This window comes from Rhodoferax potami, assembly GCF_032193765.1.
In the GTDB taxonomy this organism is placed as follows: domain Bacteria; phylum Pseudomonadota; class Gammaproteobacteria; order Burkholderiales; family Burkholderiaceae_C; genus Allorhodoferax; species Allorhodoferax potami.
The window spans coordinates 3,443,215-3,457,180 of sequence record NZ_JAVBIJ010000001.1; the positions used below are offsets into that span (position 1 = coordinate 3,443,215).

The 13,966-nt window shown below is 59.8% G+C and carries 11 protein-coding genes; 7 read left to right on the forward strand and 4 right to left on the reverse strand.

Annotated elements, in window-relative coordinates:
- Positions 1 to 95 precede the first annotated feature (95 nt).
- Positions 96 to 1,298 (reverse strand): ammonium transporter, encoded by a 1,203-nt coding sequence (locus tag RAE21_RS16655; RefSeq protein ID WP_313874702.1) that lies wholly within the window; start codon positions 1,296 to 1,298, stop codon positions 96 to 98.
- 267 nt (positions 1,299 to 1,565) lie between these two features.
- On the opposite strand from RAE21_RS16655, the gene metX reads away from it, so the two are divergent.
- The 6 genes from metX to RAE21_RS16685 all read left to right on the forward strand — a co-directional run bounded on the left by metX (position 1,566) and on the right by RAE21_RS16685 (position 8,447).
- Positions 1,566 to 2,714 carry a homoserine O-succinyltransferase MetX gene (gene metX / locus RAE21_RS16660; protein WP_313882319.1) on the forward strand — a complete coding sequence of 383 codons (1,149 nt, stop codon included), beginning with the start codon at positions 1,566 to 1,568 and terminating at the stop codon, positions 2,712 to 2,714.
- Positions 2,711 to 3,292: a methionine biosynthesis protein MetW gene (metW, locus tag RAE21_RS16665; RefSeq protein WP_313882320.1), complete on the forward strand. Its 582-nt coding sequence runs from the start codon at positions 2,711 to 2,713 to the stop codon at positions 3,290 to 3,292. The genes metX and metW overlap by 4 nt, the downstream gene beginning before the upstream one ends.
- 87 nt (positions 3,293 to 3,379) lie before the next feature.
- Positions 3,380 to 4,858, forward strand: coding sequence for a M20/M25/M40 family metallo-hydrolase (locus tag RAE21_RS16670; RefSeq protein ID WP_313882321.1), 1,479 nt, complete (start codon positions 3,380 to 3,382; stop codon positions 4,856 to 4,858).
- Positions 4,859 to 4,872: 14 nt separating this feature from the next.
- Entirely contained in the window at positions 4,873 to 5,715 is an 843-nt protein-coding gene (locus tag RAE21_RS16675; protein WP_313882322.1) for an alpha/beta hydrolase, read from the forward strand.
- 47 nt (positions 5,716 to 5,762) lie between these two features.
- A complete protein-coding gene (locus tag RAE21_RS16680; RefSeq protein ID WP_313882323.1) occupies positions 5,763 to 7,820 on the forward strand; it encodes a putative bifunctional diguanylate cyclase/phosphodiesterase in 2,058 nt (685 codons plus the stop codon).
- A 21-nt stretch (positions 7,821 to 7,841) separates the two neighbouring features.
- Positions 7,842 to 8,447, forward strand: coding sequence for a chalcone isomerase family protein (locus RAE21_RS16685; protein WP_313882324.1), 606 nt, complete (start codon positions 7,842 to 7,844; stop codon positions 8,445 to 8,447).
- On the opposite strand, the gene RAE21_RS16690 is transcribed toward RAE21_RS16685, so the two are convergent.
- From RAE21_RS16690 to RAE21_RS16700, 3 genes are all read right to left on the reverse strand, one after another.
- Positions 8,422 to 9,591, reverse strand: a complete 1,170-nt coding sequence (locus RAE21_RS16690) for an MFS transporter (protein WP_313882325.1) — start codon at positions 9,589 to 9,591, stop codon at positions 8,422 to 8,424. The genes RAE21_RS16685 and RAE21_RS16690 overlap by 26 nt on opposite strands.
- The gene (locus RAE21_RS16695) at positions 9,588 to 10,313 is read right to left on the reverse strand and encodes a 16S rRNA (uracil(1498)-N(3))-methyltransferase (RefSeq protein WP_313882326.1); all 726 of its coding nucleotides are present in this window, start codon (positions 10,311 to 10,313) and stop codon (positions 9,588 to 9,590) included. Before RAE21_RS16695 ends, RAE21_RS16690 begins: the two co-directional genes overlap by 4 nt.
- Before the next feature lie 61 nt (positions 10,314 to 10,374).
- Positions 10,375 to 11,499 carry an aminoglycoside phosphotransferase family protein gene (locus RAE21_RS16700; protein WP_313882327.1) on the reverse strand — a complete coding sequence of 375 codons (1,125 nt, stop codon included), beginning with the start codon at positions 11,497 to 11,499 and terminating at the stop codon, positions 10,375 to 10,377.
- A 102-nt stretch (positions 11,500 to 11,601) separates the two neighbouring features.
- On the opposite strand from RAE21_RS16700, the gene RAE21_RS16705 reads away from it, so the two are divergent.
- On the forward strand, positions 11,602 to 13,965 hold the full coding sequence (locus RAE21_RS16705; RefSeq protein ID WP_313882328.1) for an LPS-assembly protein LptD: 2,364 nt from the start codon (positions 11,602 to 11,604) through the stop codon (positions 13,963 to 13,965).
- The last annotated feature ends 1 nt before the right edge of the window (position 13,966 follow it).

The following is a 13,966-nucleotide window of genomic DNA, read 5'->3' on the forward strand; positions in this document are numbered from 1 at the left end:
TTTTTCTGCGGACTCTAATAGAAAACGGGCGCTAGCGCCCGTTTTGCTTGCGCAGGTAGCTATGATTTTTGTAGCTGCCTGTTTCTGCTCTTGAGTTACCAGTTGGCCTCGCGCTCGGGGCTGGCGCTGATTTTGTGGATCGAGAGGTCGGCGCCGTCATATTCCTCTTCCTGGCTCATGCGCAGGCCCATGGTGGCTTTGAGCAAGCCGTACACCACGAACCCGGCCGCAGCCGCCCATGCCACGCCCATGGCGGTGCCGATGAGTTGCGCGGCGAGGTTCACGCCGCCCAGGCCGCCGAAGGTGGTGCTGCCAAAAATGCCGGCGGCAATCCCGCCCCAGGTGCCGCACAAGCCGTGCAGCGGCCAGACGCCCAGCACGTCGTCAATCTTCCATTTGTTTTGGGTCAGGGTGAACATCACCACAAAGATGGCGCCTGCCACACCGCCCACTACCAGTGCGCCCAGCGGATGCATCAGGTCAGAGCCGGCGCACACGGCCACTAGGCCAGCCAAGGGGCCGTTGTGCACAAAGCCGGGGTCGTTTTTGCCCATGAGCAGGGCCACCAGCGTGCCGCCCACCATGGCCATGAGCGAGTTCACCGCTACCAGACCGGACATTTTGTCGAGCAGCTGTGCGCTCATCACATTGAAGCCGAACCAACCCACGATCAAAATCCAAGCGCCCAATGCCAGAAAAGGGATGCTGCTGGGTGGGTGGGCCGACATGGCGCCATCTTTGCGGTAGCGGTTGCTACGTGCGCCGAGCAAGAGCACGGCACCCAGTGCGATCCAGCCGCCTACGGCGTGGACCACTACGCTGCCTGCAAAGTCGTGAAATTCGTCGCCGGTCAGCGCCTTGATCCAGGCCTGCACGCCGAAGTGCTGGTTCCAGACAATGCCTTCAAAGAAGGGGTAAATCACGCCCACGATGACGGCTGTGGCAATCAGCTGCGGCCAGAACTTGGCCCGCTCTGCGATTCCGCCTGAAATGATGGCGGGAATGGCGGCGGCAAAGGTCAGTAAGAAGAAGAACTTCACCAGTGCATAACCGTTTTGCGCGGCCAACTGCTCGGCGCCGATAAAGAAGTGCGTGCCATAAGCCACGCTGTAGCCCACAGCGAAATACACCACGGTGGACACCGAGAAGTCCACCAGGATCTTGACCAGCGCGTTCACCTGGTTCTTGCGGCGCACGGTGCCGAGTTCCAGAAAGGCAAAACCGGCGTGCATGGCCAGCACCATGATTGCGCCCAACAAAATGAACAAAGCGTCCGCGCCCTGTTTTAGTGCTTCCATACGAGTCCTTTGGTCGTTAAATGCTTGTGCTTGGTGCAAAAGCAGCTCAAAACTGCTTTGCGCACCAAAATTAAGCAAAAAACACGCCAACCAGTCCAAGCTGGTGCATTGCGCCCTTGAGCGCAAAAATGCGGGTCGTTGATATACTTGCCCCACACAGCGCCAATTTGCTCCAGCTTGCGGGCGCTTAATAAATTCAGCTAAACACGGACCCGCCTTCAGGCATTGCAACCCGGCCCGCGTTTAGCGTTGCCGGGTTTTGTTTTTATGCTGATTGCCACACCCCAGACCATGCGCTTTGATGCCCCTTTGCAGTTGCAAAGCGGGGCGTCCATCCACGGCTATTCCTTGAGTTACGAGACTTACGGCACGCTCAATGCCGACAAGTCCAACGCGGTGCTGGTGTGCCACGCCCTGAACGCCTCGCACCATGTAGCGGGTGTTTATGAAGGTCAAGACAAGTCCGAAGGCTGGTGGGACAACATGATCGGCCCAGGCAAGTCGGTGGATACGAATAAGTTCTTTGTCATTGGCATCAACAACCTGGGCTCTTGTTTTGGCTCCACCGGCCCGATGCATACCCACCCTGACACGGGCAAGGTCTATGGCGCGGACTTTCCGGTGGTTACCGTGGAAGACTGGGTGAATGCCCAAGCCCTGCTGCTCGACGCGCTGGGCATCCAGACGCTAGCTGCGGTCTTGGGCGGCAGCTTGGGCGGCATGCAGGCCCTGAGCTGGACGCTGCAATACCCTGAGCGCATGCGCCACGCGGTGGTGGTGGCCAGTGCTCCCAACCTGAATGCCGAAAACATTGCGTTCAATGAAGTGGCGCGGCGCGCCATCGTGACCGACCCCGACTTCCATGGCGGGCACTTTTACGAGCACGGTGTGATCCCCAAACGCGGCTTGCGCATTGCCCGCATGATCGGCCACATCACCTACCTGAGCGACGATGTGATGAACGCCAAGTTCGGTCGCGAGCTCAAAGACAAAGTGCTGGCCAGCGCCAACGGCTACAAGTACAGCACACAGGAGGTGGAGTTCCAGATCGAGAGCTACCTGCGCTACCAGGGCGACAAGTTTGCCGAGTACTTTGACGCCAACACCTACCTGCTGATCACCCGCGCGCTCGATTACTTTGACCCGGCCAAAGCCTATGGCGGCGACCTGAGCCAGGCCCTGGCCCGCACGCGCGCCAAATTCCTGCTTGTGAGCTTCACGACCGATTGGCGCTTTAGCCCCCAACGCAGCCGCGAGGTGGTGAAGGCCCTCTTGGACAACAAGCGCGACGTGAGCTACGCCGAGATCGACGCACCCCACGGTCATGATGCCTTTTTGCTCGATGACGCCCGTTACATGAGCGTGATGCGCTCTTATTTTGATAGCATTTCTACGGGTTTGGAGGTGGCCGTATGACAGATATCAACACCTTGCATGCGATTGCCAGTTTGGTGCCTCAAGGCTCGCGCGTGCTGGACCTCGGTTGCGGCGACGGCGCCCTGCTGGACCACCTGCAGCGCGAGCGCGGCTGCAGCGGTTATGGCGTGGAGCTGGACGATGCCAATGTGCTGGCCTGCGTGAAGCGCGGCGTCAATGTGCTGCAGCTCAACCTTGACCAAGGCCTCACCGTGTTTGAGGACGCCAGCTTCGATGTAGTGCTGCAGATCGACACCCTGCAACACCTGCGCAATGCCGAGACCATGTTGCGTGAAACCGCTCGCGTGGGGCGGGTCGGTATCGTGGCATTCCCCAACTTTGCGCATTGGCCCAACCGCCTGAGCATCTTGCAGGGGCGTATGCCGGTGACCAAGCGCCTGCCTTACCAGTGGTACGACACGCCCAACATCCGCGTGGGCACCCATGCGGACCTCGAGGTATTGGCAGCGCGTAATGGATTGCGCGTGTTGGATAGTTTTGGCTTGCAGGACGGTCGCACGGTGCGTTGGTTGCCGAACTTGCGGGCCGGCACTTCGGTGTACAAATTGGCGCGTTAGTGCGACTTTTTGCGGGTAAGCCAGCGGCTGTGGGGGGCGGCGCGCATGGCATGATGGATGCTTGGCTAAATTTGCAGCAGGAGCTCCATGAACGCCCGCGTTCCCTCTTCCGTTTTCGATACCGCCCAAGCCCTTGACCACGTCAGCGCAGCTTGGGATCAGGACATCGTCCACCGCCTGACCGATTACATCCGCATCCCGGCCAAGTCGCCGATGTTTGACCCCGACTGGGCTTCGTCTGGCTTGCTCGATACCGTGGTGCGCAACACCGCCCAGTGGATCGAAGCCCAGAAAGTACCTGGCTTGACGCTGGAAGTCATTCGCCTCGAGGGCCGCACGCCGGTCCTGTTTTTCGAAGTCGAGGCCAGTGGTGGCGAAGCCGGCGAACAACCGGCCTCCGGGCAGACGGTGCTGATGTATGGCCATTTGGACAAGCAGCCCGAGTTCTCCGGCTGGCGCAACGACCTCGGACCTTGGACTCCCAAATATGAGAACGGCAAGCTCTATGGCCGTGGTGGGGCGGACGACGGCTATGCCGCGTATGCCGCCATTGCCGCCCTGCAGGCACTCAAGGCCCAAAAACTGCGCCACCCGCGCATCGTGGGTTTGATTGAAACCTGCGAAGAAAGCGGTTCTTACGACCTGCTCCATTATGTGGATGCGCTCAAGCCTCGGCTGGGCGAGGTCGGGCTGGTGGTCTGCTTGGACTCCGGTGCCGGCAATTACGACCAGCTCTGGCTGACCAATAGCCTGCGCGGCATGGCCAGCGGGGTATTAAAAGTGGAAATTCTGACCGAGGGCATTCACTCGGGGGATGCTAGCGGCTTGGTGCCGTCCAGCTTCCGCATCCTGCGCCAGGTGCTGGACCGTTTGGAAGACAGCAAGACCGGCCACCTGCTGCCCTCCAACTTCCATTGCGAGGTGCCTGTGCAGCGCATGCAGCAGGCCCAAGCAACCGCAGCAATATTGGGTGACGAGCTTTTCAAGCGCTTCCCGTGGGCCCACTACGATTGCGGCGGCGCCACCACATTCGCGCTGCCCACGACCTCCGACCCATTGGAAGCCCTGCTCAAGCGCACCTGGCAGCCGACTCTGAGCGTGACCGGTGCGGATGGTTTTCCGGACATCCAAAACGCAGGCAATGTGCTGCGGCCCTACACGGCGTTCAAGTTGAGTCTGCGGCTGCCACCCTTGGTGGAAGCTTCTGCTGCGGTGCAAGAACTCAAGGCGCTCTTGGAAGACAACGCGCCCTATCAGGCCAAGGTGACTTTTGAAGGCCTGTCCAGCGCAACCGGCTGGAATGCGCCCGATACCGCTCCCTGGTTTGACGCAGCACTGAACGATGCCTCGAATGCGCATTTCGGTGCGCCTTGCGGCCACATCGGTCAGGGCGGCACGATCCCGTTGATGAACATGCTCTCCAAGGGCTTTCCCAAGGCGCAGATGATGGTCTGCGGCGTACTGGGACCCAAGAGTAACGCCCATGGTCCCAACGAGTTTTTGCATGTACCCTACGCCAAAAAACTCACAGCAGCGGTTGCACAAGTGATCTCCCGATTCCCTTGAACAGGCAGGAACGCATGGCCTCTGATTCGACTCTCAGCACATTTACCGCCAATGACGGTGACAACTTGGCCGTGCAGGACTGGCCGTTGGAGCCCGGTGTTCCTGTGCGCGGTGTGGTGCTCATCGTGCATGGCTTGGGCGAGCATGCGGGCCGATACCAGCATGTTGCTGAACAGCTGAATCAATGGGGCTTTGCAGTTCGCGGCTATGACCAATGCGGCCATGGTGAAAGCTCCGGCCTTCCTGGTAGCTTGCGGTCGGATACACGGCTTCTGGATGATTTGGCCGATCTCGTGGACTCCACGCGGGCACGCTTCAAACCCGGCACGCCTTTGATTGTGCTGGGGCACAGCATGGGCGGCTTGGTCGCAGGCCGCTTTGTCTCGCTGGGGCTGCGCAAGATCGATGCCTTGGTGCTGTCTTCGCCGGCCTTGAACCCCGGCATGAATGCCTTCCAAAAATTTCTGGTCTCGGTATTGCCCAAAATCGTGCCTAACTTGCGGGTGGGCAATGGCCTGAACGCGGCGCACATTTCGCATGACCCTGCTGTGGTCCGCGCGTACCTGGAGGACCGGCTGGTGCATGACCGTATCTCGGCGCGTCTGGCGCAATTCATTGCGACGCAAGGCGAGGCGACCTTGCAGGTAGCACCTTCATGGACCGTGCCCACGCTCTTGATGTATGCCGGGGACGATCGTCTGGTCAACCCCCAAGGCAGCCGCGACTTTGCCGCTGCAGCCCCCGCGTCTTTGGTGAAGTCGGTCTGTTTTGACGGCTTTTTCCATGAGATTTTCAATGAGCCTGATGCCACGCCGGTTTTTAATACCTTGCGTGATTGGCTGGACAAGCGCTTTTGACGTGCAGGGACCGTATTGATCGCGTGGCTTTTTAATCCCTCCGTCGGATGAACTTTCTTCTCACACGGTGGCGGCGTTTGCGTTTGCGCGTGCGCAAGGGCATGCCTTTGCGCTACACCATGATGGTTGTGGTGGTGGTGGGTGTCTTGCTGCCTGCGCTCTTGCTCTTGGCGTTGGAGCAGCGGATTTCAGAAAAGTCCCAGCAGGCGCTTTTGACCCAGAGCGAAACAGCGCTGATGAAAATCGGCAGTGTGTCTATCGCGGAACCGATGTGGGTCGTTGACCGGGTGGCGCTGGATGCTGCGGCCGTGCGCTTGCTGGAAAGCCCGCAGATTGTGGCGGTCCGCATTGAAGACGGCCTTGCCAACACCCCGGTTCTGGAGCGAGTGCGTGCCGACTTCACCGGTGACCTGGATCGCGATACCGCTGGTGCCCGGTTAAGCCGTCGTGCCCAACCGGTGATGCGCAACGGCGAGTCCCTAGGGACGCTGGTGCTGTGGTTTGATGCCGACTACGGGCGAGGTCTGCTGCAGGCGCGGCGCGACCAGATGTTGGTTTTGGTGTTGCTTCAGACCCTCGCGATTTTGGCGGTGTTGATGCCGATTCTGGTCACCCGGGTGTTGCGTCCTATCGAGCGCTTGAAAGAGCATGCCAGTGCCTTGCTGGACCACAACCTCGACGCCCCGGCTGCTCAGCTTTTTGTTTGGCGCAGGCACGATGAGCTCGGCTTGCTTGGTCGGCATTTGGGCCGGGTGCAAGAGGAGTTGCGCGAGCTGTTCATGCAGCTGGGCAAAAAAAATGCACAGTTGCAGCAAATGGCGTTTTACGACCAGTTGACGGGTCTGCCCAACCGCTCGCTGTTTATTGACTTGGTGCAGCGCGAAATGCTGGCGGCAGAGCGCAATGGCCAGCACTTCGGGATTTTCTTTATCGACCTGGATCGCTTCAAGGCGGTCAACGATTCCATGGGGCATGCCGCGGGCGATGCCTTGCTGATCGAAGTCGCCCGCAGGTTGCGCGAGGTGCTGCGCGAAGTCGATGTGGTATGCCGCCAGAGCGGAGACGAATTCCTGGTGCTGGTGCGGGACATCGACCACTGGGAGTCGCTGGGAGAGTTGGCACAGCGCATCTTGCGGGTGGTGGAAGCACCGGTGGTTTTGGCGCAGATACCGGTCAAGGTGTCGGCCAGTATGGGGATTGCCCTGTTTCCTGAGGATGGCCGCGATTTTGAAACGCTGGTTAAAAATGCGGATATCGCGGTCTACCAAGCCAAGACATTGGGCCGGGCCCGCTACAGCTTTTATCACTCGGAGTTGAACTCGCGATTGCTGGCTAATCTGGAGCTCGAGCAAGAGCTTGCCTATGCGATCGACCATAACCAGCTGGTGCTGCACTACCAACCGCAAGTAGATGCTTCCGGCGGTCAACTGGTTGCGGTGGAAGCCTTGGTCCGCTGGCAGCACCCTACCCGCGGCCTCTTGTATCCGGCCCAATTTATCGGTTTGGCCGAGGAGTCCGGACAAATTGCGGAAATGGGCGTCTGGACCTTGCGCGAGGCCTGCCGCCAACTCGCAGACTGGACCGCGCGTGGAATCATGGTCGGCAATATGGCAGTGAACGTGTCGGCGCTGGAGTTCCGCGATCACCGCTTGCTGGACAGTTTGCAAGCCGCTTTGGAAGCCAGCGGCGTGCCGCCGCAGCGCCTGGAGATCGAGATCACCGAAAGCGTCTTGATGGCGGAGACGGAAACCAGCCAACGCATCATTGAGCGCTTGCGGCAGATCGGTGTCGGCATTGCGATTGATGACTTCGGCACGGGTTACTCGTCGTTGGCTTATCTCAAGCGCTTGCGCCCCCACCAACTCAAAATTGACCGTTCATTCGTGAATGACACCGAAACCGACAGCGACTCGCGAGCCATCGTCAAGGGCGTCATAGGGCTTGCGAACGCCTTGGGGCTGAATGTGGTGGCTGAAGGGGTGGAAACCGCCGAGCAGCAGCAGTTTTTGATCGAGGCGGGCTGCCACACCTTGCAGGGGTATTTCATTGCCAAGCCACTGAATGTCGACGCTTTGGAGGACTGGCTTCGCAACCGCAAAACATAAATTGATACAGGGAGAAACAGGATGAATACATTAACCAAAACATCCGCAGACACATCGTTTGTTTTGACAGCACTCGTACTGGCCGCACTTAGTGCGTCGCCGGCCGCAGTGCATGCGGCGGGTACTGTGAACAGTACGTTTGAAGCCAGACCGGTAGTGCAAGGGGTGCCCTTGCAGCTCAACGGTGCGGGTACTCGTTACCGTGCGATTTTCAAGGTCTATGACATGGCTTTGTACACCCCCGCCAAGGTGAACACGCCGGAGTCCTTGATTGCCATGCAGGGCCCCAAGCGCTTGAGTTTTGTTGCCTTGCGCGATTTGCCGGGGACTGATTTGGGCTTGGCCTTCATCAAAGGCTTGACCAACAACTCACCGGCAGAACTGGTTCAAAAACACACCGCTTCGAGCACCCGGTTGATTGAGATTTTCTCGGGCAAGGCAAAGCTGTCGGCGGGTGACACCTTTGCGATGGAGTTCGTACCGGGCAAAGGCACGACCTTTTATATTCAAGGACAAGCGCAGGGTGCACCGATCGGCGATGCCGAGTTCTTCAGCATGGTGCTCAGAATATGGATCGGCCCCGTGCCGGCGGACTTCAAACTCAAGGACGCGCTGCTCGGCCTTTGAGCTGTAGCCAGAGCAAGCCGGCTGCCGTGAGCAGCAGCGGGGGGATGGATCCGATGTTGAGCCAGGCCCACCCCTGCGTGATCACCAGTGCGCCAGAAGTGAGCGAGCTCAGGGCCATGACTGCAAAAACGCAGAAGTTGATTGCGGCTTGCGCACGGTCTTTTTCTTCCGGCCGGTAGGCGCTGAGTGCCAGGGTGGTGCTGCCGGTGAACAGGAAGTTCCAACCTACACCCAGCAAAAACAGCGATACGACAAACTGCTGCAGCTCCAAACCGCTCAGGGCAATCGCCACACACAGCAGGTTCAGGGCCAGTCCGACGGCCATCACTGGCAACGTGCCAAAACGCTTGATCAGGTGGCCGGTGAAGAAGCCGGGCGCAAACATGCCGATTACGTGCCACTCCAGTACCAGCGCGGCATCGTCAAAGCTGAGGCCGCATTGCTGCATTGCCAGTGGGGTTGCCGCCATTAGCAGGTTCATCACGCCATAGCCCATGGATGCGCTCAGGCAGGCCACCAGAAATGCCGGTTGGCGTGCGATCTCTGCCAGGGAGCGACCGGTGTGCACCTGGCTCGTGGGCGGCTGGTGGGGTGGAAACTGCACCCAGGCCATGAGCACCATCGCCAGCAATGCGACGCCAGCCAATACGAGATAGGCCCCGGTAAATGGCACCTCCATCAGGGTGCGGGTTTGGGCGGCGAGATTAGGTCCGGCAATGGCGCCCAGAAGACCGCCCGCCAGCACCAGCGAGACCGCTTTTTCACGAAAGGCCGGCAGTGCCAACTCGGCAGCTGCAAACCGGTAGAGCTGCCCGTTGGCGCTGTAATAGCCGGCCACCACTGTCGCCGCGACCAAGCCCCAAAACTGGTGGTGTGCCACGCACCAGGCGCCCGCGAGCGCCGATACCACGGCGACTGCCAAGCCAATCTGGAACGAGGTCCGGCGCCCGAAGCGCGCTTGTGTAGCAGCCACCAGCGGGGTGGCCAAGGCGCCGCCCACGACGTAGCCCATGACGGGTAGCGTCGCCATCCAGCCATAGGGGGCCAAGCTCAAGCCCACCAGTCCGTTGATGGCAATGAAGGTGACGTTGTTGGTGAGAAACAGCCCCTGGCACAGAGCGAGCAGCCAAAGGCTCCGGTTCATGCTTGGGTCAGCAAGGTGAGTGCTGCAAGTGCTGCGGTCTCGGCCCGCAGCACGCGCGGCCCCAGAGACGCGGGTGCAAAGCCGGTCACGATGGCTAACTCCTCTTCTGCTTGGCTCAGGCCGCCTTCGGGGCCGGAAAGAAACAAGGCAGGCCCGGGTTGCGCGGGCAAGCGCGCAACCGGTGTGCTGCCTGCGCGCAAGGACAGTAGCAAACGCTGGTGGTCGGCTTGCCCGGCGGCCGGTGTTTTCAGCCACTGGGTCAGGCTTTGCATCGGGTGGATGACGGGGACCCGATTGCCACCACATTGCTCGCACGCCGAGATGGCCACACTTTGCCAATGGGCGATTTTTTTCTCAGCACGCTCGCCGCTGAGTTTGAGGACACTGCGCTCGGTCATCAGTGGCTGAATGCCGGCAACGCCGAGCTCGGTGGCTTTTTCAATCAGCCAGTCCATGCGGTCGTTGGCCGGCATGCCGACGGCGAGATGGATCTGCCGTGCGGGTTCACGGGCCATGCTGCGGGCGGCGCCGACACGCACTTGGACATCGCTGCGGCCCATGCGGGTGACGGTGGCATCGTATTCGTCCTGGCTGCGCCCATCGAACAGGGTGATGGCATCCCCCGGTTGCAGCCGCAGCACCTGGACGTGCCGGGCGGCCCCTGCAGGCAAGTCCAGTTCTGTGTCGCGTACCAGAGGGGCAGCGCAGTAAAAGCGTGGCATATTTTGCTATGAATTCAGTAGCGCTAGGCGCAAGTAATAAGAGCGCTAGCGCTGCTATTGGCTATGAACGGCCGAACGCGAAGACATTCGGCACTTCAATGCCATCCACCTTTTCCACTAAGCGCAACAAAGGCTTGAGCTGGATATAGCGGCTGCAGGTGCTGCGGATGTAGTCAATAAAGCGGGGCGTATCCGCAAGGTACTTGGGCTTGCCATCACGCAAGGTCAGGCGCGCAAAGATACCGGCGATTTTGAGATGGCGCTGCAGCCCCATCCACTCCACGCCACGGTAGAACTCACCGAAATCATCCCCCACGGGCAGGCCCGCCTTACGGGCTTTTTCCCAGTAGCGGATCGTCACGTCGAGGCAGAAGTCTTCTTCCCACGTCAAGAACGCGTCACGCATCAGGCTGGCAATGTCATAGGTGATGGGGCCGTACACCGCATCTTGAAAGTCGAGCACGCCCAAGTAGCGCGGGTCGGTCTGGCCGGGCACCGCGAGGTCATCGGGCACCATCAGGTTGCGGGGCATGAAATCGCGGTGGACATAGACGCTGGGCCACGACAGGTTGTTTTGTATCAGCAGTGCGAAGGTGTCATCCAGCGTTTTACGCATGGCCGGGTCGATGGTGACCTGGCGGTGTGCGCCGATGTACCACTCGGGAAACAATTCCAGCTCGCGGCGCAGCAGCGCCTCGTCGTAGGGCGGTAGCACTTGGGGGGCGGACGAGAGTTGCCACTGGACCAGGGTATCCACCGCATTCAGGTACAAATTCAAAGGGGGCTGCGCCGGGTCTATGGTTTGCATCATGGTCCGGGTGCCTAGGTCCGTCAGCAGCATGAAGCCATTGCCTTCGTCCCACGCCAGTATCTTCGGGGCGCGCAAGCCCGCATGGTTAAGCAAGGCGGCAATGTCCACGAAGGGCTTGCAGTTCTCTTTTTCCGGGGGGGCGTCCATGATCACCAGGTTTCCGCGGTTGCTTTGCACCCGGAAGTAACGGCGAAAACTGGCGTCGGCAGAGGCCAGCCCCAGGGTGTCGGGCACAAAGCCGAAACCCACTTGTTGGCTATCAAACCAGGCTTGAAAACGCTGTTGTCGTTCCGTATCAGCCCATGGAATGGGTTGCAAGGGCGAGGTGGGGGGAGTGGATGTGGCGGACGGCACAGGGTGAGAGCTTGGGGTCATGGATAATCCATTCTACAAAGCCATGCCGCCGCGCCCTGTGGGCAGCGTGCTGGTGCCTTTCTCCCATAACGTGGTTTCTGCCTTCCGCCCATGCGTTTTTCTATGTGCGCTCTGCCCGTCGGGGCGCCTGATTGCCGGCCGCCGTTGATCCGCCTTGTGGCTTTGGTGGCGTTGGCGTGTGTCCAGATGTCTGCACAAGCGCAACAGGAAGCCGATCAAAGCCCGTTAAAGCTGATCGCCACTCCCAAGTTGCAAGAGGGGCTCGAGGCGACCCAGCTGGAGTCTGCGCCGACCTTCTTGTTTGGTGACACCCTGACCGGCCGTACCGATCTTGAAACCATCGTGCAAGGTAACGCTGAAATGCGCAAACCCGGCACAGTCATCAAAGCAGACCGCCTCGAGTACTACGCACCTGATGATCTGGCGCGCGCGACCGGTAATGTGCGGATCAACCGCAATGGCAATGTATTTGAAGGGCCTGCGCTAGAGCTCAAAGTCGAGGCCTTTGAAGGCACTTTTGAGTCGCCCCAATACCGGTTTCTCCAAAACGGCGCGCACGGGGATGCCTCGAAAGCGGTTTTCCTGGATGAAAGCCGTACTGTGGTGTACGGGGCAACCTACACCACCTGCCGCCGCAAACCCGGGCCTGATTGGGTTCCCGAATGGGTGCTCCGCGCAGCAGATATTGAGTTTGACAGTGGCGAGGACGTTGGCATTGCGCATGGCGCATACCTGCATTTCATGGATGTGCCCATCCTGCCGGTTCCGGCCATCAGCTTTCCCCTGAGTGATGCCCGCAAGTCGGGGGTCATGCCGCCCACCATCGGCTTGGGGGATGTGAACGGTACCGAAGTCAGTGTTCCCTACTACTGGAATATTGCGCCCAACCGGGATGCCACGGTCACCCCGACCGTGATGACCGCGCGTGGTGTGACCGTGGCGGGCGAGTTCCGCTACCTCGAGCCCACCTATTCCGGCGTTGTGCGGGGCAATTACATGCCCGCTGACAAACTGCGCAGCGCAGACCGCTGGGGCGCCTCACTGAACCAAACGGGCACTCTCGGCGCGGACTTAGGAAATGCGGCTTATTCGCTCAATCTGAACCGGGTCAGCGATGACAACTACTGGAGCGATTTCGCCAGTATCGGTGCCCTGACGTCGCGAACATTGGCCAACGATGCGGTGACCACCTGGTCCCGCTCCGGCTATACGGTGACGGGTCGGGCGTTGCGGTGGCAGACCTTGCAGTCTTCCACATCGGTGATCACTCCTCCCTATGACCTGACCCAGCTCAATGTGCTGCGTAGCCAGCTTAATGATCGTGGCTTCGATTGGTCTGTGCAGGGCGATCTGTCGCAGTTTGAGTCGGATCGTGCACTCACGCTTCAGCCGAATGCCCAGCGGATGTACGGCTTGGCCCAGGTTAGCAGGCCTTTTATTGCGCCTGAGGGCTTTGTAACCCCCAAGCTTCAGCTGCACACATCGGTCTACCAGTTCGATTCGGCTATTTCTACCGGCAACCGGTCGGCTGACAGTACCGTTCCCACGTTCAGCCTTGATAGTGGCTTGGTGTTTGAGCGCGACACCGGGTGGAATGGGCGTGCAATGACCCAAACCCTGGAGCCGCGGCTGTTTTATGTCCGGACCCCTTATCGCAACCAGAGCTACCTCCCCAACTACGATACCGCTGCGAGCGACTTCAACTTCGCCAGCATCTTTACCGAAAATGCCTACGTCGGGCACGACAAGATTTCAGACAACAATCTGGCGACCTTCGGTCTGACGACCCGCTTTTTGGATGCGCAAACCGGTGAGCAATTGGCGCGTTTCGGCGTTGCGCAACGTTACCGTTTTGAAGACCAACGGGTGACTTTGAGCCCCGCAGCCGAGCCCGCGTTGGCCGGTTGGAGCGACATTCTGCTCGGGGCCGGGGTCAATGTGTCGCGTCAATGGGGATTTGATTCAACGGTCCAATACAACCCCTTGACCTCGCAGTCGAGCCGTGCAACCGTCGGCGCCCGCTATACGCCTTCGCCCTATCGTGTGCTGAATGCCGCTTATCGGTTCCAGCGGGGTGTGAGCGAGCAAATTGACGTGAGTTGGCAGTGGCCCCTGAATGATCTCTGGGGCGATGCAGGCAGCGCAGCAGTTCCCGGCGGTGGCTTGGGTGAGGGCCGCTACTACGGAGTGGGGCGCCTGAACTACAGCTTGAATGAGAACCGTATGGTCGATACCCTGTTGGGTGTCGAGTACGATGCCGGCTGTTGGCTTGCCCGGGTCGTGATCGGGCGGGTGCAGACGAGCGCCAGTTCGTCGACTAGCAGCATCAAATTTGAACTGGAGTTTGTGGGATTTACCCGCGTCGGGGTAAGCCCCCTCCAGGCCTTGAAATCGAATATTTCGCGTTACCAGAACTTGCGGGAACCAGGTGGCTCCAATAACAGCCGCTTTAGTAACTACGAATGAA